This window comes from Martinezella lusitana, from assembly GCF_016901135.1.
Taxonomy (GTDB): Bacteria; Pseudomonadota; Alphaproteobacteria; order Rhizobiales; family Rhizobiaceae; genus Rhizobium; species Rhizobium lusitanum_D.
Genome location: NZ_JAFEVL010000048.1, coordinates 812,198 through 833,475, shown reverse-complemented (window position 1 = coordinate 833,475; position 21,278 = coordinate 812,198). Strand labels below are relative to the sequence as shown.

At 56.1% G+C, this 21,278-nt stretch carries 24 protein-coding genes; 8 read left to right on the top strand and 16 right to left on the bottom strand.

Annotated elements, in window-relative coordinates; all coding sequences use genetic code 11:
• Window positions 1-160 precede the first annotated feature (160 nt).
• The 4 genes from JTP94_RS24835 to JTP94_RS24820 all read right to left on the bottom strand — a co-directional run bounded on the left by JTP94_RS24835 (window position 161) and on the right by JTP94_RS24820 (window position 3,273).
• Window positions 161-850, bottom strand: coding sequence for a hypothetical protein (locus JTP94_RS24835; RefSeq protein WP_204853062.1), 690 nt, complete (start codon window positions 848-850; stop codon window positions 161-163).
• Window positions 847-1,404 (bottom strand): hypothetical protein, encoded by a 558-nt coding sequence (locus tag JTP94_RS24830; RefSeq protein WP_204853061.1) that lies wholly within the window; start codon window positions 1,402-1,404, stop codon window positions 847-849. Before JTP94_RS24830 ends, JTP94_RS24835 begins: the two co-directional genes overlap by 4 nt.
• A gap of 786 nt (window positions 1,405-2,190) precedes the next feature.
• Window positions 2,191-2,838, bottom strand: coding sequence for a hypothetical protein (locus tag JTP94_RS24825; RefSeq protein ID WP_204853060.1), 648 nt, complete (start codon window positions 2,836-2,838; stop codon window positions 2,191-2,193).
• 45 nt (window positions 2,839-2,883) lie between these two features.
• Complete coding sequence (locus JTP94_RS24820; protein WP_204853059.1) at window positions 2,884-3,273, bottom strand: hypothetical protein; 390 nt, start codon at window positions 3,271-3,273, stop codon at window positions 2,884-2,886.
• Between the two features lie 80 nt (window positions 3,274-3,353).
• On the opposite strand from JTP94_RS24820, the gene JTP94_RS24815 reads away from it, so the two are divergent.
• Window positions 3,354-3,650, top strand: a complete 297-nt coding sequence (locus tag JTP94_RS24815; protein ID WP_312038186.1) for a helix-turn-helix transcriptional regulator — start codon at window positions 3,354-3,356, stop codon at window positions 3,648-3,650.
• Between the two features lie 680 nt (window positions 3,651-4,330).
• Here the strand turns inward: JTP94_RS24815 and JTP94_RS24810 are convergent.
• The 4 genes from JTP94_RS24810 to JTP94_RS24795 all read right to left on the bottom strand — a co-directional run bounded on the left by JTP94_RS24810 (window position 4,331) and on the right by JTP94_RS24795 (window position 6,504).
• Window positions 4,331-4,558, bottom strand: coding sequence for a hypothetical protein (locus JTP94_RS24810; protein ID WP_204853058.1), 228 nt, complete (start codon window positions 4,556-4,558; stop codon window positions 4,331-4,333).
• A complete protein-coding gene (locus JTP94_RS24805) occupies window positions 4,551-4,766 on the bottom strand; it encodes a hypothetical protein (RefSeq protein ID WP_204853057.1) in 216 nt (71 codons plus the stop codon). The genes JTP94_RS24810 and JTP94_RS24805 overlap by 8 nt, the downstream gene beginning before the upstream one ends.
• Window positions 4,767-5,615: 849 nt before the next feature.
• Entirely contained in the window at window positions 5,616-6,023 is a 408-nt protein-coding gene (locus JTP94_RS24800; RefSeq protein WP_204853056.1) for a helix-turn-helix transcriptional regulator, read from the bottom strand.
• Window positions 6,007-6,504 carry a hypothetical protein gene (locus tag JTP94_RS24795; RefSeq protein ID WP_204853055.1) on the bottom strand — a complete coding sequence of 166 codons (498 nt, stop codon included), beginning with the start codon at window positions 6,502-6,504 and terminating at the stop codon, window positions 6,007-6,009. The genes JTP94_RS24800 and JTP94_RS24795 overlap by 17 nt, the downstream gene beginning before the upstream one ends.
• Before the next feature lie 44 nt (window positions 6,505-6,548).
• Between JTP94_RS24795 and JTP94_RS24790 the strand changes: the two genes are divergently transcribed.
• Entirely contained in the window at window positions 6,549-6,815 is a 267-nt protein-coding gene (locus tag JTP94_RS24790; protein WP_246755240.1) for a hypothetical protein, read from the top strand.
• Window positions 6,816-7,822: 1,007 nt separating this feature from the next.
• Here JTP94_RS24790 and JTP94_RS24785 read toward each other — a convergent pair.
• From JTP94_RS24785 to JTP94_RS24750, 8 genes are all read right to left on the bottom strand, one after another.
• Complete coding sequence (locus tag JTP94_RS24785; RefSeq protein WP_246755238.1) at window positions 7,823-8,485, bottom strand: recombinase family protein; 663 nt, start codon at window positions 8,483-8,485, stop codon at window positions 7,823-7,825.
• Window positions 8,486-8,770: 285 nt separating this feature from the next.
• The gene (locus JTP94_RS24780; RefSeq protein WP_204853053.1) at window positions 8,771-10,123 is read right to left on the bottom strand and encodes a hypothetical protein; all 1,353 of its coding nucleotides are present in this window, start codon (window positions 10,121-10,123) and stop codon (window positions 8,771-8,773) included.
• Between the two features lie 91 nt (window positions 10,124-10,214).
• Window positions 10,215-10,472, bottom strand: a complete 258-nt coding sequence (locus tag JTP94_RS24775) for a hypothetical protein (protein ID WP_204853052.1) — start codon at window positions 10,470-10,472, stop codon at window positions 10,215-10,217.
• Between the two features lie 325 nt (window positions 10,473-10,797).
• Window positions 10,798-11,187: a hypothetical protein gene (locus JTP94_RS24770; protein WP_204853051.1), complete on the bottom strand. Its 390-nt coding sequence runs from the start codon at window positions 11,185-11,187 to the stop codon at window positions 10,798-10,800.
• Between the two features lie 23 nt (window positions 11,188-11,210).
• Complete coding sequence (locus JTP94_RS24765; RefSeq protein WP_204853050.1) at window positions 11,211-11,507, bottom strand: hypothetical protein; 297 nt, start codon at window positions 11,505-11,507, stop codon at window positions 11,211-11,213.
• 169 nt (window positions 11,508-11,676) lie between these two features.
• Window positions 11,677-12,180 (bottom strand): hypothetical protein, encoded by a 504-nt coding sequence (locus JTP94_RS24760; protein WP_204853049.1) that lies wholly within the window; start codon window positions 12,178-12,180, stop codon window positions 11,677-11,679.
• A 57-nt stretch (window positions 12,181-12,237) separates the two neighbouring features.
• The gene (locus JTP94_RS24755) at window positions 12,238-12,444 is read right to left on the bottom strand and encodes a hypothetical protein (RefSeq protein WP_204853048.1); all 207 of its coding nucleotides are present in this window, start codon (window positions 12,442-12,444) and stop codon (window positions 12,238-12,240) included.
• 169 nt (window positions 12,445-12,613) lie between these two features.
• A complete protein-coding gene (locus JTP94_RS24750; RefSeq protein WP_204853047.1) occupies window positions 12,614-13,663 on the bottom strand; it encodes a hypothetical protein in 1,050 nt (349 codons plus the stop codon).
• A gap of 1,189 nt (window positions 13,664-14,852) precedes the next feature.
• Between JTP94_RS24750 and JTP94_RS24745 the strand changes: the two genes are divergently transcribed.
• From JTP94_RS24745 to JTP94_RS24720, 6 genes are all read left to right on the top strand, one after another.
• The gene (locus JTP94_RS24745; RefSeq protein WP_204853046.1) at window positions 14,853-15,839 is read left to right on the top strand and encodes a TIM barrel protein; all 987 of its coding nucleotides are present in this window, start codon (window positions 14,853-14,855) and stop codon (window positions 15,837-15,839) included.
• Window positions 15,840-15,902: 63 nt separating this feature from the next.
• The gene (locus JTP94_RS24740) at window positions 15,903-16,967 is read left to right on the top strand and encodes a substrate-binding domain-containing protein (protein ID WP_204853045.1); all 1,065 of its coding nucleotides are present in this window, start codon (window positions 15,903-15,905) and stop codon (window positions 16,965-16,967) included.
• Window positions 16,968-17,019: 52 nt separating this feature from the next.
• Window positions 17,020-18,540, top strand: coding sequence for a sugar ABC transporter ATP-binding protein (locus JTP94_RS24735; protein ID WP_204853044.1), 1,521 nt, complete (start codon window positions 17,020-17,022; stop codon window positions 18,538-18,540).
• 10 nt (window positions 18,541-18,550) lie between these two features.
• Window positions 18,551-19,525: an ABC transporter permease gene (locus JTP94_RS24730; protein WP_204853043.1), complete on the top strand. Its 975-nt coding sequence runs from the start codon at window positions 18,551-18,553 to the stop codon at window positions 19,523-19,525.
• Window positions 19,522-20,394 carry a MurR/RpiR family transcriptional regulator gene (locus tag JTP94_RS24725; protein WP_204853042.1) on the top strand — a complete coding sequence of 291 codons (873 nt, stop codon included), beginning with the start codon at window positions 19,522-19,524 and terminating at the stop codon, window positions 20,392-20,394. The genes JTP94_RS24730 and JTP94_RS24725 overlap by 4 nt, the downstream gene beginning before the upstream one ends.
• The gene (locus JTP94_RS24720) at window positions 20,391-21,272 is read left to right on the top strand and encodes a PfkB family carbohydrate kinase (protein ID WP_204853041.1); all 882 of its coding nucleotides are present in this window, start codon (window positions 20,391-20,393) and stop codon (window positions 21,270-21,272) included. Before JTP94_RS24725 ends, JTP94_RS24720 begins: the two co-directional genes overlap by 4 nt.
• Window positions 21,273-21,278 lie beyond the last annotated feature (6 nt).

Below are 21,278 nucleotides of genomic sequence, written 5' to 3'. Positions count from 1 at the left end.
TGTCGCTCGGCACCCGTCAGGATCTCAACCTTGGCCATTCATACCCTGTTACGTCACAAATGAATCATCTGTGTCGTAACTTGAGCTAATTCCGCACCTAACCAAAACCGGCTCACCGGACGCTCACGCTACACCTGACCTTGTGCATTAATTGCACGCACTATGCCTTTCGAGAAGGTCCACCGCTTTGGATTGCCACCCCGACGATTTCCGATGGATTGGGTGCGCCCGGAAGATGGCCCGTGTATTCCAGAATTATCGCCCCGATGGCCTGCTTTATTAGAACAAACAGCTTGTGCATCTGATCATGAGACAATGACACTCGTTCCCCGGCAATCACCAATTCCTTCATTTTCTTTAGTTTTTCGTGGTCAGGGGCGGAGATAATACCCTTGTTATGGATGATGCTATTCCGGATAAGTCGCAGATCACCCAATGCATCAACCGCCACCTTTCCCGGCTCGACACCTCTAATTCGGGCAATTTGGGGCCGAACCTGTTCATCCCAGAACGCGAACATGAATGCGATAATTGACCAACAGATTTGCTGCTCGTTGAAACCCCGTTCGGCATTGACCGAGATAAAGTCGTTGGCCCGGATAATTCTATGGTGAATGACATCAGGCATCGTGGGGTCTTCGATGCTGGCGTACATCATCACAGGTTGGCCGTTTTCGATCCGCTGACCTGTTCGGCGTTGCACCCGTGCAACCTGCCTATGAATGCGGACTTGATTACCCTCAAACCCCGACAGGCAATCCATATAGACGCCCACCTGATTGTTGACGAAATCAATGAACCCGCGAAGAACGTCCAGCTCCGCAGTAGCTTTCTCGAAATCGAACGTCATGCCAAATGGCTGTCCCATGGCAGCTCAAATTTCTGAACGTATTTATGATCGCGAGGGTGCTTTTCCGCCAACGTCTTAATCACTTGTTCAAGAGCTTGTTCCGAAAGGACCATCCGCGCTTCGCTGAACGCTTGGCTGTCATCTCTTTCGAAATGATTTTTCGTGTTTTGAATGTGGACGCGGTTTCGCAGTTTGCGAAGTTCGTCCAGCTTGTCATAGAAATCCGTGTCCTTCAGTTCGAAAAAGTCATTCTTCTTTGCGCTGGCGATGTATTTTTCAAATTCGTCAATCTGCTTTCCCCGGATCGCGTCGAGCATTTTTTGTGGAAGCCCGACGCCTTCACGTGTGAACGACTTAATCCGCAGATGGAAATCGTAAAGTGTGGCCTCAATAATCGAAATGTTCAGGAGCGTTATTGGTTTCTGGAGGTAACGCTTTTGAGCGGGGTTTCCTTGCGCTCGAAAGGCGTAGAGAGTTTTTAGAACGCGCAAATTGAAGACTATGTTGTCGCCAAGCTTGAAATCGCCAATGAACTTACTTTCGTAGATTACCAAATCCCCCTCCAAATCCATGTCCTACGAGTGACAGCTGTTAGTTCGTGCGCGAAAAGTGGCGGCCTACTGCACCCGAGACGAGGTCTTCAGCGCCCCCTAGCGCGCTATCCGATTGTCTGCTGCGATGCTAGGGAGCGAATGCGATCGCAAAGTCTAAAAGGTCGTGCAAGTGACATTATTGCCAAATCTGTTGCAATTCGTTGTTCTCATTGCCGGCACGGCGGGCGTGGACGTGTGTATTCTTGTCCTCTGAATGGGAAGGATGGCATACGCCCATCGGATTTTCCGCATTGGTAGCTCATTCGGTACCACGTGACCGGGCCGGGGATGATATCGGCAACCAGACCCCCAGCGTTGCTGGAACTATCAAGAACTTGGTAAGGACCATGACAAGCCTGTGCAGCGGTTTTCAAGCAGCCGTTCGGTGATCCGTTGCACTTTGCTTGGTGCATCATTTGTCCGCTCGGGGTTGGAACATCTTCGCCAGACGAAGAAACGCACGACGCAAGAGAAGTTGCGACGATCACCGCACTTAATATTTTCCGCATTAGTGATCCCCAATCCCGAACGGGCAGGCGCCCAATGTCACGGCAGCACATTTGCGAGCTTTTCGTCAAGTACCGGTTGTGGCGGCTACAAGCTGTGACGTCTCAAGTATCTCTCTCGAAAATCCTCTTGGGCGCCAGGAAATATAAATCGAGTTGAGAAAATGCGCCCAAAGTAGGTGACATGTGTGGGTGACCAAGAAAGCCGTGACGCCTACCAACATTTGATCTGACGGCGACATCAATTCGATAGTTGTCCAGGATTTGCACGCACCGCTACGGCAATTCCCGACTGGGTGTCAAAATCGCACTCATAGGTTACGATCGTCCAGGCTGTGAAGGCGTTTTGCATTTTCATCTTGTCGCCAGCGTAAGTAATCATCTCACCGTTAGGAGCGATGACCGCCCTCGGAAATTTGGGAGAGGTGAAGCTGTCGGTCCACTCGAAATTATTCTTTGCAAGACGTTCAATTCGCGGGGAGCAAGCATTCGTCGCGGCATGCTGGAATTTGTTGGTCCAGCAGTTAAAGTCAGCCTTGCAGGCGGCATCTGAGTTACGCTGTTGATCGGCCTGCGTTCGCTTTGCGTCGGCTTCTTTCTGCCGCTCTTCTGCCGACCACTTAGACAAAAAATCAACCCGTCGTTCGTTCCATATTTTTGCGTCCGCGATGCCGGCTTTTTCGGCGTTGGCTTTGTCTTCTAAGTTCCTAAAGCCAGCTTTCTGCGCATCCTCGTTTAGCTGAACACCTCCAATGATCATTGCGGGAATTGTAACGATTGCGGCAAGCAAGCCGGTTCGGAAGGCGAATTTTCTGGTGCGCTTAAATGGCAACAGAACCACCATCCCAATGCAGTAAATCATCCCGACCGTGGCTAACGCGAATGCCATATTTCACCTCTGTAAGAGCTCGTATGCTTGTCGTGTTGAATGCAGTCATTCCTTACCGTTCAGCTCGGAGAAGGGCTGCCAAGTGCCCTCACACATGCCCTGGACCACAGTGCCGGATGGAACCATCACACCGTTTTTGAACGCCGTCCGGTAGATGTCTTGGCCCATATACGCGCCGTATTGGTTCTTGGCGAAGAAGCGTACGCATGCGCCGGGGAGCTTCTCAAAACCTGCTGAAATAGGGGTCGGCGCTATGATCTCGGCTTCCTTGATCGAAAATGGGTCATTCAATTTGGTGCGCAGGCGCTCAATGATCTGCGCACGATAGTTGGCCGGCAGGCTCTGAGCTGATTTTCCCGTGTTCTGCGACGCGGAAGAGGTGGTGCAGCCGGCTAGCGCAGCCAGGCTGATAACCACGGCAATCTGTGATTTCATGATCTAGGCCCCCTGGGGCCTCGGAATTCATATGCGTGCCCCCACGTAAGGGAAATATCGCAATCCTGTGGCGATCGCCAGTGGGTTTATTGCCTCCAGACCTTTTGATTGCGCGCATGAACGCACGTGCCATCGTTGCCTGGAACCTCCGGCGGATTAGAGTCGAGAAGGGGCTTTCGCAAGAGAAGCTCGCCGCTGATGCTGGCGTTGATCGAGCCTATCTTGCCAAGATGGAGCGCCAAGCAGTTGGTGCTGGTGTCGACGTATTGGACAAGCTAGCTGATGCGCTCGCGATAAATGTCGCCGATCTCTTCGAAATCCCTGCTGAAGGGGCGACGCCGCCCCCGATTTTGAGGAGCGGCCGGAAACAGTCTTAAGGGGCTTTGCGTGGCGAGCTTCGGCGAATTGATGAGGCTGCAGGTTTCGGATATGCAGTCGGCCGCTCTTTTGGTGCAACCAGTTGCAAAAAATCTTTTGTTGTCAAACACTTATATGGATGGACGTATCGGAGTCTTGGGGTCTGCTGGTGTACGAAAGGAGTCGGCGCGATCGGTGGCAAGTGCTCGCATGATGTCCACTATCGGTGCAGGGGTCAGGACGGTCACGAGGTTGTCGTCAGCACACTCAGCGGCCTCACCATAGCCGGCATGCGACCAAGGGCAAAGCCTGCCGTCCTGCCACAACAGCGCAGCTCTGGGCGCGCCCGGCAGCGTCACGAACGTTCGATCTGGCAGATCGCCGAGACGAGCCGTGAAGGTCGCCTTACATCTTCCTCTCCGCTGGTGTCCATTCGCCGCGCCTTGTAAACTCCTCCGGCTGCACCATTACTCCCCTGGTGCGTGCCTGAAAAACCTCCGCCTGTACTTTCTCGGAGAAGCAAAACACCTGAAAGCTCTCGTCCCAACAGCGTCCATGGTAGGTGCGAAGATGTGCTGCTATTTCGTCTGCTAATGCATTCAGCGGCCCCGCCTGGCGGAACGTGAAGTCCTCTGTTCGGACGATAACCTGATGCGGTAGATGGAGATTTGCCCACTTTCGGGTTTGCTCCCAGCGACGCTTAGGCATCGGAGGCTCCTAGAGTTTTATGTCTTTCCATATCGGCTTGCGAATAATCCTGATCTGAACAAGCCGGCGACCGTTCGTCGTAACAGCGAATGTTCACATGGCACACGAATTCATGGAGGGCCACGGCATCGGTGTCGGTGATGGTCATAACGTCTGCCTTCGGCTTCGGCTCGTCGCCGTACGGGTCAGCATCGTCTTCCAAATAGATCAAGTCATCCATTGTGGTTCTCCTTCAGGTTCACTCCCTCGTAGGCGCCGATCCCCTTGAGCACGCTTCTGGCATTGCTGATGCGCCGCTGAAAAGCATCCGATTTGGCGATAGCACCGTTTGTCTGCCGCTGGTCAAAGACATCCTCGCCAAGGAAGATAACGAGATCCCGGAAGACCTCTGCATCGTGGGGCGTGATTGTGTACTCGGCCGTTTGCATGGCGCACGTCTCCGTTCCGCCGATCGACGGCGGTCCTCTTTGTCAAATTGTCGGTAAACCTAGACCGTGGTCGGTCTCGTTTGTTCTATAAATGTTCTCATTTTAAGAAAGAGTCAAGCACGTTGACCGAGCAGAAATCTCATAAGAAAAGCTCTGCCTCGGGGGAGTGAGGCAGAGCTTCAAGGGGCCCGTTAACAGGACCTCCCTGTGCAAACCTCGGATTTGGGGGACGCGCGTGTTCGCACAACCTAGTTGTATGATCGGCTGCTTACATACACCTTAAAGCCCGCAAACCTGGTTCAGGACTGTATGTGGATGGCGAAGGCGTTTAACCTGCCCGTAGGTCAAGTTTCCTGCAGCCCGACTCGGAAATGTTGGTAGTTTTGAAGTTCAAAGGGTGGACCGCGCTTATATCGGACAGACGGAAGGCTCTGCCTCTTCGGAGCGACGCAGAGATTAGAGCCATTCCGCGACGCCCTTTAAGGCTGAATTGGGGGGGCAACATTTATTGCCCCAGCAAAAATAGGAGCACCATTTCCTATTGATATAAATGCTTCCATGTCGCCGGGCTTTTCTACAGCAATTTGAAATGGTCCAAGACTCAGTGCCAAGGGCAGCCACTCGGCGCCTATGGTTACGTCGCCACTAGTTTTCAATTCCGTCCCGTACTTTGGACGTAGCGTGAACGTAAAGTCGTGTTTTCCACGTTCAAGTCCCACAATCTGTACCCAAACCATTAAATGAATTATAGCGGGGAAGCTGCCCGGATATGCTAATCCGTTAGGATAGACACCTATAAAAATTTGCTTCCCGTTTTTTTCGGTGCGGATGTCATCGCAGAAAACTACGCTAGCTCGCATGTTCAAGCACATTCTGTTCTTGGATGGCTGAAGTCTGTTCGAGGTGATGACTCGACGACTGTTCCGCAACGAAGAACGAGTTCGCGGTTCCGGTAAAATCATCGATATTGAAAACCTGTGCCGTCTGGACGACAGCAGGCATTACTATATTAATCTCAACCTTGCTGCCGATCGCCCAAGCGATATCGGAGAGCGTACGAAGCGTTATATTTCGAAATCCGCTCAGACATTTGGTAAGGAGTGCGCGGTCGACATCAAGTTTGGCCGCGATATCCGATTGGTTAACACCAGTTCTCTCGCGGTAGGTGTTAACAGCATTCCGCAAATTTGCCGCCACATCGGCAATAAGGCTTATGCTAGCTTCCTCACGGGGATCGAGATCAAATTGAAAAGACATATTCTTTACTCGCTCCTGCCACGTACTTTGGTGGATCAAGGTCAATTAAATCGCGCGCTCTTTCTGCTTCGCCTCGATATCCTCCATCCAGGTCAAATGTATGCACTCGTTCCATACTGTCTACTCTAGCGGCGATGAATATCCCTTTGTCGACAAACCACCCATAGAACCGCACGTCCGGGCACTTAAGCTCGTAGATATCGTGGTTTTGTGGATGCATTAAACGAAAATCGTACTCATCATCCAGCTCGTGCCCCAAAAGAAAGGATCGAAATAGTGACCAAACCTGACTCCTCGGCCCTTCATCGTCTGGATCCAAAGCTTTGAGCGTCGGAAGTACTTCATCGAGCCACGCTTTTACCTCTGGGAAAACGAAAAGCTGACGAAATTTCGGTGCTCCGTTCAAATGAGGATTTACACGAATTAGAGCCCGCGTCTCCTCTAATGCCTCTATTGTTGCCATATAAGTCAACATACGCAAGTTAACAAGCCGTTACCGCGTTCACAATAGAAAGTTTTGCGCGAATGTCGATGGAGAGAATTCGCCTAAGGGTTTACAGAGAAATCCTGCCGCCATTTTCAATCCACGCGAGCGTTCGCTATCATCGGGCTATGCGGGAAAAATACGTCCTCCACCAAGATGAAGACGGCACCTTCGCGATCCTCGACGCCAAGTCGTACGAGGTCGTTGAGCGGTCTGGCATGGCGCTGCAAAATATGGAGTGGCACTGGGTGGAAACTCTTATTCCCATCCTGGAAGCGCTAGACCGGCACAAAGAGCTCCCGAACTAACAGAGCGTCCAGACGCCAAGCTCAATTGAAGAGCGAGAGCATCTTAGTGTCCATCCCAGCTGCTTCACGTCGGCCAGAAGAACCTCAAGGCTTTCGATTTGCAGGAGGCAGAGCATACGGTTGTCAGCAAGGGCGGCGAGGCAGGCCGCTACTTCTCCATCAGACAATCCAGCTGCGGCGGCTCGATCGGCCAACTCGGCAAAGGCATGGCTCAATGCCGCTTGGCATTCCAGATCTCGGTCGGGGTGATCTTCGCCTACGGCCGGCGGCCTTATATTGCTAATGGCTAAAGTATCAGAGCGAAGGCCGAGAAGGTCAATAGGCGGAACGGGGAGAAACTAACCTTGCAACGAACCACCTCAAGGATGATCCGACAGGAAAAGTGGTTTGTGAGCCAATACAACTTTAGGGTTGCGGTTTGTTAACTCGATGCCAAGCGCAAGAATGTTGATGCAATCTACCATCAAACGTACGAATTATTGTTCGGGTCACCTAGTTGCTTCGAAGCGACTCGTGCCGCACGTTAATATGGCGGGTCGGAAAGGGATCCGTAAGTGACAAATCGTAACTCAAGGAGATTAATGCATGGAATTCGATGAACTACTGGCAGACTTGGTTGGTAGTCTAGTAGCTCATTTTATCAGGTGGGCCATCTTAGCCCATTTCTGGAAAGATGGCCCCCATTAAGTCTGATAAACTACAAATAGACGATTGACTCGTCGGGAAAAGGGCCGCGTGCCAGCGCGGCCTTTTCTTTTTTGCATTAGTTTTCTCGCACCAGATCACAGGGTCGTCAACTTCAAATGCACAGCATTTTTTCCATGACGGTTCCACGCTTATTCTGCCTCTAATTCTCCAACCGGATTGACGCGATTTCGTCGAGGGCGGGAAATATTACCGTATCCCGGCAATATCCGCAAAATTCACCAGTTCTTGGTGATGTCTCAGTTGTTGTGCCCGTTTAGATTGCATGGTGGACGGACTTGGGCTTATGGCGTGGAGCATGGTCATCGGCCGATCATCGTCTTGATGACAGATGGCGAGAATGGAGTGCCTTTGGCGCTGAGATGACCGCGCTGCGCTAACTCTGCTGCTATTTCGCGATAAGATCGACGTTCGCCTTTTCGGTCCTTTCGATGCAGACGGCGCGCTACTTCGATGACATCGGGCTTCAGTTCTGCGTGTGATTTGCGGCCTTCAACTTTCAAGCCGCTCTTGCGCTTGTTGTCGCGAGCCTTCTTCAGCTTCGTGACAAGGCGGGCCTTTTCCAACCGCGCGAACGCGCCTGCGATCTGACGCATGGCAACTTTCATGGGATCATCAGTATTGGTGAGGTCTTCGCCGGTTGCGGTTAGAACGGTGACGCCGCGACCAATCAAGGCGAGGATGCCAAGTTCTTGGGTCAGAAGCTCACGGGCGAAGCGCGTGGCGTCTTCCACGATCACGGTGCGCACGCCATTGCTTTCGATGCGATCCAGAAGGGCGGCAAAGCCGGGACGGCTTTCGATAGCGTCCCCGCCGGAAACGGCAGCATCGTAATATTCGTCAACGATGGCAATGCCTGCCCGCTTGGCGAATGAGTTGATAGCCTCGCGTTGCCGTCTGTCACTATCCTTGTCTGCGCCGACGTTCGTAGCCGACGACGTTCGAAGGTACGCAACGGCCTTCATTTTGTCTGAAATTTTCCCCATGCCTTGCCCCTGTTGTTCTAAATTCTCAAGAATTCAGAACATTAATGTGCGACATGCGCAAGTGTTTGTCAATAAAATCAATAGCTTATTGCAACGCGTTGCACTGAGATGCGCTCCTATCTGGCCTATGATCATTGGCATATAGAGATCGAGCACAGGTCAATGACTAACCGTGCAATTGCGGTACTGTGCGCGATAAAGTGGCGATAAGCCGAGCGCCCACCTCTCGCCATTCTCAGCATCGCCTCAAACTATTCAGCAATTTCACTGCATGAGCAGCTTCGGATCGTCATTCGCGTTCGAACCGGCCCACGTCAGGCAACTAAGCAAACAGTACCGCGCCAAAACCTCGGCGAGTTGGCGCGTGGATGTCCAGTCATGTCCAAATTGCTCATTTGTGCCGTGAACGGTGCGGCTGCGCCCCTTCCCATAAACCTCTTCCACAGCTTGCTTCATCGTCTGACCGTTCGACCTGAACTTGTCATCTGGGTTAACCCCTAAGCGGGCCTTTATCAATTTCAGGATACCTCCTGACTCTCTTCCAGAGGCAAGCGCGTCGAGGGTGGCGGCAAAATTGACGATAGCCATGAGATCAACCTGCTCCCGGCAGCCTTCGTGGAACCAAAGCAATGCTTGAGCAAGTGCATTCATAAGTTTAGGGCGACCGACTTTGCCGGTTGGACTGATATAGAACTCGATGAGCTCACCCATCACTTCGAACTCTCGGTGATGTTCTGTCAGAATTACCTTCCACTCTTCGTCTGTAATTGGCGGGCCATGCGGTCTACCTATCATGGTGCCGCCCGCCAATCTGATTTTGCCAGGAACAAATAATAGCGATCGCTGTGTTCTGACACTGCGATCGATAAGCAAGTTGAACCCGTCCAGAGCAGTAGATGGCATTTGCCACCAAAGAGCGATGAACGTTAAGGCTAATCGCGCGGCAGTTTGCGCTTTGAGTTTGCCTGCCTGGGAGGCTAGGCCATTGGTCGTAACTGAACACACAAATTTGCAGCCGCCGATGGCGTCTAGAATGTCGGTCTCGCGCATTCCACCAATGACGGATTTTCGTCTGCGAAGCTGGTGCCCCAGCCATTTTTTTCTTACCCGCCGCCCCGTGACCAGCGACACACTGCCGTCCTCCACTTTCCGTTCAAGCCATTCGAAGCGGGGTTCGATACGCACAGGCCCTACGGCAAACGGGGCAACGTCCTTGCGAAAAAATGTGCAGCCAAATGCGTATTCTTGAATTCCGTCAGTTTGATAGTCGCTAAGGCTATTTCGAACTTCTGATAAAACGATGTCAGCGCTCTTGTCGGGATCATCCGCTAAGTCGATCCCCGTGAGAGCTGGACCGAATGACGTGCGCACCATTTGCCTCCACTCGTCGTCGGTATGCGACAGAGCCAAAGGCGGGTCATTTTGCTTCAGTACACGCGCGATCTCTGCAATGAGTCCTTCCATCTTCTGCGACAGCACTAGGTAGATACCGTCACCCGCCGAAATGAAGCCCGACATAACTTTTTTCCCACCTATTTTCTCGGGGGAAGCGTTAGGCGTTTGCATTTTCTCTAATTCATCGATCAACGACTTAATCAAATCACGAAGTTTAGCCATATCGAAGCCCTCCTTCATGTGCCATCACCACGAAAAGTCTTCGATAGCAATAGGACTACAGAGTACTTCGTTTTGGTTCGAGCGAGATGGATCAGGTGGCTCTCTGGCCGTGCTGTGGGTTCGTTATGCGCGCTTCGGCCTTTCGGTTATGGCCGGCGGCCAGAGCGGTGACCTCATCCGCAAAGAAGAGTGGCGTATAGCGTCCCGGTGTGTCGAAGGCTACGCGATAGCCGATGGGTGAGTGCAGGGTGCGACTGATCCAGCGTTTCAGCTTCCAAGTCCGGCCGATGCTGCCGTCGGCGCTGTGCAAGTCTCCCCTGTTCCCCATCAAGGTGCCACGTGCTGACACGGCCTCTAATTCTCCAAACGGAGTGACGCGATTTCGATGCGGGCGGGAAATATTGCCGTACCCCTGCAACTTTGCGCAACTTTCACCAAACATAGGTTTATTCTCGCTCATTATACTATCGTAGATTGTAGATATGGGCGTCGAGTGGGAGGTTGCTGTCGCCCAGGCGGGACGCTGCAACGGATGGCTGTTAAGCCGCCGGCCTTGTAATCTTCGCGATTTTGGCGATGGTCGTACGAGACGCGCCGGTCGCGTCTTGGATTTGGGTATATCGAAAATAGACTAGGCTTTTGGCCTGTGCCGGGGCGGTCTCGCTTGGCCGGCGCTATCGTCGTTGGCGGCGCTCAATAATGAACTCAGCAACAACGAGGGCACCGATGCCAGCAAGATCGGCGAGGAGTTGCGCGGCGTCGGCGTCCAAGGTTTGCGCATCCCCCAGGCGAACGATGTTGGAGGCGCGGCGCATGGACACCTCGTGAGCGAGCCGTGTTGCGATAGCGAGGGCGCGATCGGCGGCGACGTCGGCGGCGACGTGAAGCTCGTCGGGGTCGGCGGAAATGGAGCGGTCGGGGTTGACCAGTCCCACGATGAGATTGGCGACGGCCGGGATGCGGAGAGCATCGCCAAGTGTTAAGTTCGCCAGCCGATCATTGTCGGGCGCCACAGCTTCGCGAAGGATTTCGGCGAGGGCGTTGTCGGCGTCTGCCTGCGTCATGTGGCTCGTCACGGCGATAATCCTCAATTGCGGGCGGGCCTGGCGCGGGAGATGTTGGCAGCGTACTGCTTGGCCAGCGCATTCGCGCCGACGATGGCTAGGTCTATCAGCAGCCAGGCGTTGGGCTCGTCCAGAGCGTCGTTCAGAGCGTCAGCTTTGGCACAAATCGCGTTCCTTGCAGGCAGCGACAGCTCGTCACACAGCGCGGCGAGATCGAAATCCGGATCACGGAAAATGTCGCGGACGCTCGCGCCAAGGGAGGGCGTTAGCGACGCGAGGAAGGCGTTGATGGCAGCTTCGCGAGACAAGCGATTTTGCATGGTCGATACCCTTGAAGAGGAAAAGGACGGCTGCCGGTGGCGGGCCGGGAGTTACGAGCTAGACGCGCGCCGCCGAATGCCGTGTCATGGGGCGGCGACGGCTGGTTTCAGGAGGCCGGTGCCGTCGCCGCGTTACCCGCCGGTCATCAGCGGCGGGATTGGGAAATGGTCAGGGCAGTCGGGGAATAAAGCCTCTATTTCCGGAGCCATCGTCTCTGAAGACGATCAAGCCGGCACGCTCCAGTTCCGCACGCGCCTCAAGGGCGTCCTTTTCGCGGATGTTGAGTGCCTGGGCGATGGCGAACGCACTCAGATCGAACAGGCGCGCGCCCTTGTAAGCTTCATCGGCCCTAAGCACGAGCGAGAGCAGGTCGGTGGCGTCGGGCGACAATGCGGTCTTGAGGGTCTTTACACGTGGATGGGTATTCTTCGGCTCTGCTTTCTTGACGGCTTCGACCTTCGGCGGGGCGGCGGGGACCGTGCGGTGCTGCGCTATGCCGCCGGATACGGTCGGCGCGACTTGAACGCGGCCGGCTCCGGCATTGATGCGTGCCATCTCGGCGTCGACGGCCTTGGCGCGGGCGACGCGCTGCGCATGGTCGCGCTGGTCGCGGGTGATGGTTTCATCGGCCGTCTTGGCGGCGGCGGTATGCGGGATGAGTGGTGCGGCCATTGGCTTTCCTTTCTGCTTTTAATGCAAACTTGCGTCTGGTGCAACGCGTTGCAAAATTCAGTTCTTGGTGGGGCGCTGGCGCTGCCGAACGGTCGGCACGGATGCCGCTGGCGCTGCCAAGGCGGCGTCAACCGCACGCCGAATAAAGGCCGATCGGCTTGGACACGTCTTGTCACCGTCGAGCCGCATGCGCGCGATGCGCTGGTCAATCTCGTCAACCTGATCGAACGTCAACGAAACGCCAATGGTTTGAACGTTGCTCACGTGAAAATCTCCAATAGTTTTGTCAAATAATCAGTGTTTCTAGCGTTAAGTCAAGTATAAATATGATGGAACTCACTGATGTACTTGACATACACTTTGATATTATTTGGTGTTATCTTGTTTGTCAGTAATATACGTGATATTGCTGCAACTTGTCGCAACGGTTCATCTAATCGTCGGCGTATGATGGCAGATAATCGACTGCGCGGTGGGGGTCGTTGCAGGGCTTGGACTTTCGCAGTGCGCGCAGAGATGCGAAATTGCTGCGGGCGTCTGCCGGGTTTTCCTGGGCGTAGACGCGCATCGCGGCGGCAAGAGGTGGGCCGAACTTGAAGTAAGCCTGCACTTCCAGGTCGTCGGCCGCTTGGCGCCAGAGATCGGCAAGGCGGTCGAGGTCGATGCCATCGCGGTGGAAGATGTAACCCCGCCTCGCCCATATGGATCGGCTAAGCTCGTCCAAGCGCCTGCCGGCGATCCAAACGAAAAAATGAGCTTTGGAGAAATGATGGGCGTCAGGGTCGACCTTCTGACGTTGCGCGACAAATCTCTGGTAGCTGGACTCCCACATGGAGGAAGTGACGCCTACCGGCCAGCCGTCCGCGCCGATGGGTGGTTCGGGCAAGATCGGGATGCCTGCGCAGTAGGGACCGTGTGCAGGCGGTGCCGGAGTTACGAGGTGATCGGGATCGGCAGCGGCCGGGGCTTCGGGTCGAGGCCGGAGCTTGGGCACGATTTTGTATTTGCGGACGCTGGAGCCGGCAAAAAGTTCATCATCGCCCTCGCCGTCAAGGTAATGACCGGCCTTGCGGCCACGTTGCCAGCGCTTCTTCAGGGCCTCGTAATCCAAGCGGGTAGCGTCCGCCCATTCTGCGAGCGTGCGCGTCTCCCCGCGCCATGTGAGGACGGCGTTTGACGACCGTGCATTGGCCTGTTTTTTGGGCGTCGCCCACACGATGTTGCCCGGCTCGTAGTTCGGATTGTTGTTGTCGATACGGTGAACCGAATGTCCAGGGCTGGGGGCAGGACCTAGCTCTAGAAGAAAGGCCCGGAAGTCCTGCAACGCCGGGGCCAGGAACGTTTTTGAAGTTTTCCGTTTCGTGCGGTCTTTGATCGTTTTGTGAGCCTTAGCGGTCTTCGGGAAGATTTTGCGGAGAGCTGCATCCGTCTTGCCTTCGATGAAGGCCGGAAGGTGTTCCCGGCTGATGCGAGGATCGGTCACTTCCGGGAGCTTCTTGGAAGTGACGTCGGGGACGTGAGTGTGACGCAGTGATACGGAATGGTGGATCGGGGACGTGGACAGGCTTACGACGTTGAAATTACTATCGTTTTTTCTCTTGCGAGTTGTCCCCGATGAAGCCTTAGGGGACAATTCCGATGTCCCCGACGGTGCGCTATGTAAGTCGTTGGAATTACTTGAATTTTTACCGTCTGTCGCTTCATTCGGCGAAGACGCGTTTTCGACCTGAGGGGCAGGTTTTCTGCGTCTGCTCTTCCGCGCGTCGGCGAGCGATATAACGACGGAGTCTGGGGCGCGGCGGCGCTTCGAAGTCATGTCAGATTGCCTTCACTGTTTCCGATCCAGGCCGGGCCGAGCAGCCGGAGGGCGGAAACGGGGAAGGGAACCCACGAACCTCAGGTGATCGGCCCGGCAGCACGGTAGCGAGCCGCGCCTTCTGGCTCGCCCAAGATGGTGATCGCCGCGTGGGCTGTCAACGCCACGATCGAAAAAATCCTTTCGTTACATACACTTAGACATGTGCTCATGTCTGAGTCTTGGTGCAGGCGTCATACATGGCAGGGGCGGTTGGCCGGCATATGTCGGCGGCGCTGGCTGGCAGGGGCAGGAGATGCCAGGAGAGGATCACGAGGGAGGTCGAAAAGACCTTGCCAAATGCCGCACTAGACTGCTACACAAAACGTCCACAGGCAGGGGTCTTATGTATTGATTTTACTGGTTTTTTCTTGAATTTTGGAGCGTCCCTCCGGGCCCACCATTTTTGCCTCCGCACGGCCGACGTCGCGCCCCTTCTTGCGCAAATCCGCCCGGAGTCGACGAATGTCTTTTATTATCAGTCTCTTGGCTCGTCGAGCGAAGGACGTCGGGCGGTGATTTCGCGATTTCCAACGACTGTTAACCGGTGATGCCGGGGTTCGAGTCGCGCCGGAAAAGCCGGATTTTCGGGCTGCAATTGGGACTCGACGGCGCTGGAAATTCGGCGTGGCATCATTTCTGGCAACACGGACGCTCGGTGAATCTTCACAGGCAAAAAAAATCTCAGTGAAGCGCACGACGAGGAAAGGGCAGCAGGTAGCGGTATGCTGCGCTTTGTGCGACGCAATAACTTTTTTACTTTACAAAAATGAATAAATTTGTGAATTAAAGACCCAACTGAATTTCAGATGGGGCCATGATATTGTCCAGCTTACGCTTCGCCACTCGTCTCAACTCGTTCGCATCGAACCCTCAGGCGGAATGGCCGGAGCTAAAGGGTAAGCCCTCGATGCTCCAGATGGCTCAGCGCGCTGCAAAGGTCGATGGGCTGACCGATCTCGACCTGAACTATCCCGATCATGTCGGCGAAAAGCCTTCTGAACTCGCTGCCAAGCTTCAGGACATGGGCTTGGCAATCAACGGCTTCGCTATGCGTTACTACGCAAACCCGGCCTTCAAGCTCGGCGCCTTCACGCATCCGGACGAGCAGGTCCGGCGCGAGGCGATCGATCTGACCAAGGCTGGCATTGACGCGGCGCGCGAAGCAGGGTCGAACCTGATGACGATTTGGCTTGGGCAGGACGGGTTCGACTATGCCTTCCAGGGCGACTACGATCGCATGTGGCAACACGAAATAGACGGAATCCGTGAAGTTTGCGCCCATGACCCTGACTGCCTGATCAGCATCGAGTACAAGCCGAACGAGCCGCGTTCCTATAGCCTGATGCCCGACTGTGCGACCACGCTTCTCGCCATCAAGGAAGCGGGCGCCCCAAATCTTGGCGTGACGCTCGATTTCGCCCACGTTCTCTATGCAGACGAGCAGCCCGCATACGCCGCCTCGATGATCGCGCGTCACAGCCGTCTTCTCGGCGTCCATCTCAACGACGGCTATGCGAAGCGGGACGACGGTCTGATGGTCGGCGCCGTCCATTCAATCCAAACGATCGAGCTTCTGCGCCAGATCCGCCGTGACGGATACGACGGCGCGATCTACTTCGACACGTTCCCAGACATGACCGGCCTCGATCCGGTCCACGAATGCGAGGTCAACATCAACACGGTCAAGCGCATGCTGAACGTTGTGGATCGCCTCGAGCAGGACAATCGCCTATCCGGTGCGATTGACCGACAGGATGCAGTCTCCGCCCAGGCAATCATCCAGGAAGCGATGCTTGGCTGAGTCGTAATGCCGGGCCGGATGGCCGATCACCACCACTCACCTTGAAACATTCGGGAGGAACCGATGAACCGATTCTTTACTTCAGCAATTGCAGCAGGCCTTGCCGCCACGCTCTGGGCAACTGCCAGCTTCGCTCAGGACCTTGCGCCGTTGAACTCCGACACGGAGAAGGACCGTGTCGACTGGTCGCAGCTCGAGACCAAGTTCGGTGCTCTGCCCAAGCTTCCCGATGGCACCAAGGCTGGGGGCGTATCCAAGACGCTCACCAACGAATACTGGCGTTCGCTCGGTGAAGGCTATAAGAAGTTCGCCGACAAGAACAATATTGTGGTTGCCTACCAGGCAGCCCAGAGCGAAGGTGACCAGCTCGGCCAGTTGACGATTGCCGAAGGCATGGTCACGCAGGGTTACAACGTTCTGCTCGTGTCGCCGCAGACCGACGCGAACCTGCAGCCAGTGATGGAGCAGGCCAAGGACGCGAACATCCCGGTCGTCAACGTCAACGATGCGGTCATCCCGCAGGCTGAGCACTACGTCGGCAACGTCCAGCGGGATAACGGCGTGCGCGTTGCCAAGTGGTTCATCCAGAACCGCCCGGAGGGCGGCAAGGTTGCCATCATTGAGGGTCAGGCTGGCGTTTATGCCGCGGTGCAGCGCACCGCTGGTTTCAAGTCGGCGATTTCCCAAAGTGGCAAGTTTGAGGTTGTCGCTAGCGTTCCGGGCAATTGGGATCGCCAGCAGTCCTACGACGCCGCCACGAACATCCTGCAGCAGCATCCGGATCTGATCGGCTTCTACTGCAACAACGATGGCATGGCGCTCGGCGTCGTCGAGGCCGTCAAGTCGGCCAACCTCCTCGGCAAGGTCGCGGTCTTCGGAACCGACGGCATCTCCGACGCATATGCCTCCATCAAGGCGGGCGAACTCACCGGTACCGTTGACAGCTTCCCTGTGCTGACTGGCGAGGTCGCGATGGAAGCGGCACTCCGTCTTGTCGGCGGCCAGAAGCTGCCCCGCGTTATCGCGACGCCGCAGGCTCTGATCACCAAGGAAAACTTCGCCAACTATCAGGGCGACGAAGCCAAGGTTCGCGAAGTCCTGTTGAAGGACGCGGCTGCAGCGCAGTAATCGCAACACGAGCCGGCTACCGGCCGGCTCGCTCACCAGCGAGTGAACCGAAATGGCATCGACATCACGATTGAAGTTCGAGGGCATCAGCAAGGAGTTTCCGAGCGTCAAGGCGCTTTCGGATGTTTCCTTCGAGATCATGCCGGGCGAAATACACGCCCTGCTCGGCGAGAACGGTGCCGGAAAGTCGACGCTCCTGCGCATTCTGTCGGGCGTCTTCCGTCCGACTAGCGGCGAAGTCTACGTCGACGGTCAAGCGGCGCAGTTCAAGCGACCTGTTGCGGCAAGGGCTGCCGGGATCGCCATGATCCACCAGGAACTGCAGCAGGTGCCCAATCTGACGGTCGCCCAGAACATGTTTCTCGGCCAGCCTCTTAAGACTGCCGGAGGCGTTCTGGTCAACCGACGCGAACAGGAGCGGCGCGCCCGAGAGGCGCTTGCGATGATCGATCCGTCGATAGATCCATCGCTGCCGATCAGGAATCTCAAGGTCGCCCAACGGCAGATCGTCGAGATCGCCCGCGCACTTCTGTTCAACGCGAAGATCATTGCAATGGACGAGCCGACGTCGAGTCTGACGCCCGCCGAGTTCGATAGCCTCGCAGTCATCATCGAGAAGCTTGCCGCTTCGGGTGTCGCGATCATCTATGTCTCGCACAAGATGGACGAAGTTTTCCGCATCTGCCACCGCGGTACCGTCATGCGCGATGGCGCTGTTGTCGGTGCGGTGGATATCAAGACGACGCCCGAAAAGGACGTGATCGCAATGATGGTCGGCCGCGAGCTCATGCATGAGGAGCATCGGTCATATGTGGCCGCTCAGGTGCGGCTTGAGGTCCGTGACCTTTCTTCCGCCGCCACGCACGTGAAGGACGTATCCTTCGATGTGCGGCGCGGTGAGGTTCTTGGTATCGCTGGCCTCGTCGGCTCGGGACGCACCGAACTGCTGCGGCTTCTGGCAGGTGTCGATCCGATCGCCGCCGGGACCGTGAAGCTCGACGGAACTGACCTTAAACTGACCAGTCCGCGCTCGGCGATCGCCGCCGGAATCGGCCTGCTTCCCGAAGAGCGCAAGCGGGAGGGGATCATCCCGATCCGTCCAGTCTCGACCAACATGGCATTGCCTTCGCTGGGAAAATTCTCCCGCGGCGGACTCATCCGGCATGGAGAGGTGAAGCGAACCGCCAACGACCTGCTCAAGCGGGTCAATCTGCGGCCTTTCCAGATCAATCGCCCGATCAAGCTGTTTTCGGGCGGCAATCAACAAAAGGCGATCATTGCCCGCTGGCTGGCTGCCGGATCCGAAGTTCTGCTCTTTGACGAACCGACCCGCGGGATCGATGTCGGGGCGAAATCGGAGATCTATCATCTCATTGAACAACTGGCCTCCGAGGGAAGGGCGATCATCGTCGTCTCTTCGGAATTGCCAGAGGTCATGCGCGTGTCGGATCGTGTCGTCGTGATGCGAAACGGCCGGATCGCCGCCCAGCTCGGGCGCGATGAACTTTCCGAACAGGCCATCGTCGCCCATGCAGTCGGCGAAGCTGGTCTCACAGCGCGAGACCCCGCGTAGGAGCACTCACATGTCTAATATTGCAACGGCCGCACCGCATCGTTCGTCCAAGCTGTTTTCATCCTTTTCAGTCAGGGACGCGGGTACGCTCATCGGTTTGATCCTCATCATGGCGGTCTTCGCCGCCTTGGTTCCAGGCTTCATGTCGGAGCGCAATCTCATCAATATTCTGCAGCAATCGAGCATCAATGCCTGCCTGGCACTGGGAATGACGCTGGTCATTATCTCAGGCGGCATCGATCTCTCCGTCGGTCCGACGGCGGCAATCGCTGCGGTGATCAGCGCCTCGCTCATGGTTGCTGGCGTTCCCGTGCCGCTCGCCATCGCCGCAGCCATTGGGATCGGCGTCGTCTGCGGCTTGGTGAATGGTTTCCTTGTCGCCTTCGTCGGTCTCCAGCCCTTCATCGTGACGCTGGGTACGCTTAGCACCTACCGTGCGATCGCATTGATCTACACCGGCGGCAATCCTGTGCTCGGGATACCGCAGGGTTTCCGGACCATTTTCAACGGATCGATAGCTGGCATTCCGAACTCTGTCATCATCGTGGCGGTGGTCGCGTTTCTGGCCTGGATCCTCTTGAAGAAAACGCCGATCGGCGAGTACCTGCTGGCCGTTGGTGGCAACGAGGAAGCATCCTACGTCTCTGGCGTACCGATCGCGCTTACCAAGATCACCGCATACGTCATCTCGGGCGCACTTGCAGCCTTAGCCTCGATGATCCTGATTGGCCGGCTCGGTGCTGCAGAGCCGATCCTCGGCAATCTTTGGGAACTCGATGCAATCGCTGCGGCGGCCATCGGCGGCGCATCGCTGATGGGAGGCAAGGGAAGTGTCGTTGGCACACTGCTGGGCGCGATCATTCTCGGTGCCATGCGCAACGGTTTGACGTTGATGAACGTCCAGGCTTTCTATCAATTGCTCGCAACCGGCCTTATCATTCTTGTCGCGATGATGATCGATCGCTTGACAAGGGGACGTGGATGAATCTGGAGACCGATCCCAAGGCAGTCGGGCCGCGGATAAGAATGATGATGCCGCTTCTGACACCGTTGGAAGCGCGCGTCGTCGAGACAGTATTCGCTCTGCGAAGCTTCGATGACGACACGTCGCTCAAGGAGATCGCGACTGAGGCAGGTGTGTCAGAGGCCATGGTGGTCAAGATCGCCAAGAAGCTGGGATTCGCGGGCTATCGCGAGTTCCGCAACGCGGTGGCCCAGTACAATCGTCTTCCAACTGCCGAGATGCATCAGGAACTGTCCGTCGAGGACACATCTCAGGAGATCATCCAGAAGGTCTTCCGGACTTCGATTCATGCGCTGGAAGAGACGCTTTCGATCATGGACGTGGAAGCGTTCGACAGAGCAGCGGATCTCATCCATGGAGCGCGGAACCGCGACTTCTATGGGGTCGGGGGATCGGCCCAGATCGCCAGGGACGTGTCCCATAAGTTCCTGAGGATAGGCGTACGTTCGCAGGTTCACGACGACTCGCACATGATGCTGATGTCGGCTTCGCTACTGGGCGAGGGCGATATCGCGATCGGCTTCTCTCACTCCGGGAACACAGTTGCAATCATCGAGGCGATACAGCTCGCCCGCAAGAACGGCGCCCGCGCGATAGCAATCACCAATTATGGCAGCTCGCCACTGGCCCAGCATTCGGACGTTGTACTCTGCTCCACTGCCCAGGGGTCGCCGCTGATGGGGGAGAACGCCGCAGCACGGATCGCCCAGCTCAACATCCTCGATGCCGTGTTCGTAGCTGTCGCGCAGCGCGACTACCGCGCAGCCGAGAAGAACCTTTCGAAGACCATGGCCGCAGTCGCGTCCAAACGGAAAGACAAGTTCCTATGACATCGAACAATACTGCCGTCGTCGTGTTCGGCAGCCTGCATTACGACATCATCGTGAAGGGCTCGCACCGCCCCCGCAAGGGCGAGACCGTCGCGGGGTCGGCGTGGTATCCGAAGTGTGGTGGGAAGGGTGGCAACCAGGCGGTGTCGGCAGCCAAGCACGGCGTGAAGACGGCGATGATCGGAGCCGTAGCGGATGACGAGTTCGGGCACGCACTCGTCAGGAATCTCGCTGATCACAACGTCGATCACCGCTTCGTTCGGACACTGAAGGGTGCCGCCTCCGGAATGAGCGTCGCAATCTTCGACAGCGAGGGTGACTACGGTGCCGTATTCGTGTCTGGTACCAACCTTGAACTGGGCGACTCCGACGTGAGCGAGGCTTCCGGGATATTTGGACCACGCTCCGTGCTTGTGCTGCAGAACGAGGTTGCCGACGAGGCTAATGTGGCGGCCGCTTGCGCGGTCAAGCAGGCTGGTGGCACGGTTCTCCTGAATGCCGCGCCCGCGCGCTCGCCATCGGCCGCGCTAACTGCACTTGTCGATATTGTCGTGGTGAACGCCGTCGAGGCGGAGGCATTGGCTTCGATTCCAAGCGTGGATTCCCTGGACACGGCATTGGAGGCCGCGCGAATCCTGGCCAGACAATATCCTGTGGCTGTTGTGACAGCCGGCGGCGAAGGAGTCGCCTTCGTTGAGCGGGGAGGGAGCGAGAAGGCTGTCGCTGCAGTGAAGGTGAAGCTCGTCAGCACCCATGGCGCGGGCGATGAATTCATCGGAGTGCTGGCGGCACAGATCGCCAGCGGGGCGACGCTCGAGACTGCCGTCGCCGCAGCAAACGAAGCAGCGGCAATCCTGGTAAGCACTCCGCGGAACTGAAGCGAG

Excerpts from the sequence above, each read along its gene's own strand:
- JTP94_RS24835 (WP_204853062.1), bottom strand. The coding sequence starts at position 850 with ATGACGTTCGATTTCGAGAAAGCTACTGCGGAGCTGGACGTTCTTCGC.
- JTP94_RS24825 (WP_204853060.1), bottom strand. The coding sequence starts at position 2,838 with ATGGCATTCGCGTTAGCCACGGTCGGGATGATTTACTGCATTGGGATG.
- JTP94_RS24820 (WP_204853059.1), bottom strand. The coding sequence starts at position 3,273 with ATGAAATCACAGATTGCCGTGGTTATCAGCCTGGCTGCGCTAGCCGGC.
- JTP94_RS24810 (WP_204853058.1), bottom strand. The coding sequence starts at position 4,558 with ATGGATGACTTGATCTATTTGGAAGACGATGCTGACCCGTACGGCGAC.
- JTP94_RS24805 (WP_204853057.1), bottom strand. The coding sequence starts at position 4,766 with ATGCAAACGGCCGAGTACACAATCACGCCCCACGATGCAGAGGTCTTC.
- JTP94_RS24800 (WP_204853056.1), bottom strand. The coding sequence starts at position 6,023 with ATGTCTTTTCAATTTGATCTCGATCCCCGTGAGGAAGCTAGCATAAGC.
- JTP94_RS24790 (WP_246755240.1), top strand. The coding sequence starts at position 6,549 with ATGTCGATGGAGAGAATTCGCCTAAGGGTTTACAGAGAAATCCTGCCG.
- JTP94_RS24785 (WP_246755238.1), bottom strand. The coding sequence starts at position 8,485 with ATGAAGGCCGTTGCGTACCTTCGAACGTCGTCGGCTACGAACGTCGGC.
- JTP94_RS24780 (WP_204853053.1), bottom strand. The coding sequence starts at position 10,123 with ATGGCTAAACTTCGTGATTTGATTAAGTCGTTGATCGATGAATTAGAG.
- JTP94_RS24770 (WP_204853051.1), bottom strand. The coding sequence starts at position 11,187 with ATGACGCAGGCAGACGCCGACAACGCCCTCGCCGAAATCCTTCGCGAA.
- JTP94_RS24765 (WP_204853050.1), bottom strand. The coding sequence starts at position 11,507 with ATGCAAAATCGCTTGTCTCGCGAAGCTGCCATCAACGCCTTCCTCGCG.
- JTP94_RS24760 (WP_204853049.1), bottom strand. The coding sequence starts at position 12,180 with ATGGCCGCACCACTCATCCCGCATACCGCCGCCGCCAAGACGGCCGAT.
- JTP94_RS24745 (WP_204853046.1), top strand. The coding sequence starts at position 14,853 with ATGATATTGTCCAGCTTACGCTTCGCCACTCGTCTCAACTCGTTCGCA.
- JTP94_RS24740 (WP_204853045.1), top strand. The coding sequence starts at position 15,903 with ATGAACCGATTCTTTACTTCAGCAATTGCAGCAGGCCTTGCCGCCACG.
- JTP94_RS24735 (WP_204853044.1), top strand. The coding sequence starts at position 17,020 with ATGGCATCGACATCACGATTGAAGTTCGAGGGCATCAGCAAGGAGTTT.
- JTP94_RS24730 (WP_204853043.1), top strand. The coding sequence starts at position 18,551 with ATGTCTAATATTGCAACGGCCGCACCGCATCGTTCGTCCAAGCTGTTT.
- JTP94_RS24725 (WP_204853042.1), top strand. The coding sequence starts at position 19,522 with ATGAATCTGGAGACCGATCCCAAGGCAGTCGGGCCGCGGATAAGAATG.
- JTP94_RS24720 (WP_204853041.1), top strand. The coding sequence starts at position 20,391 with ATGACATCGAACAATACTGCCGTCGTCGTGTTCGGCAGCCTGCATTAC.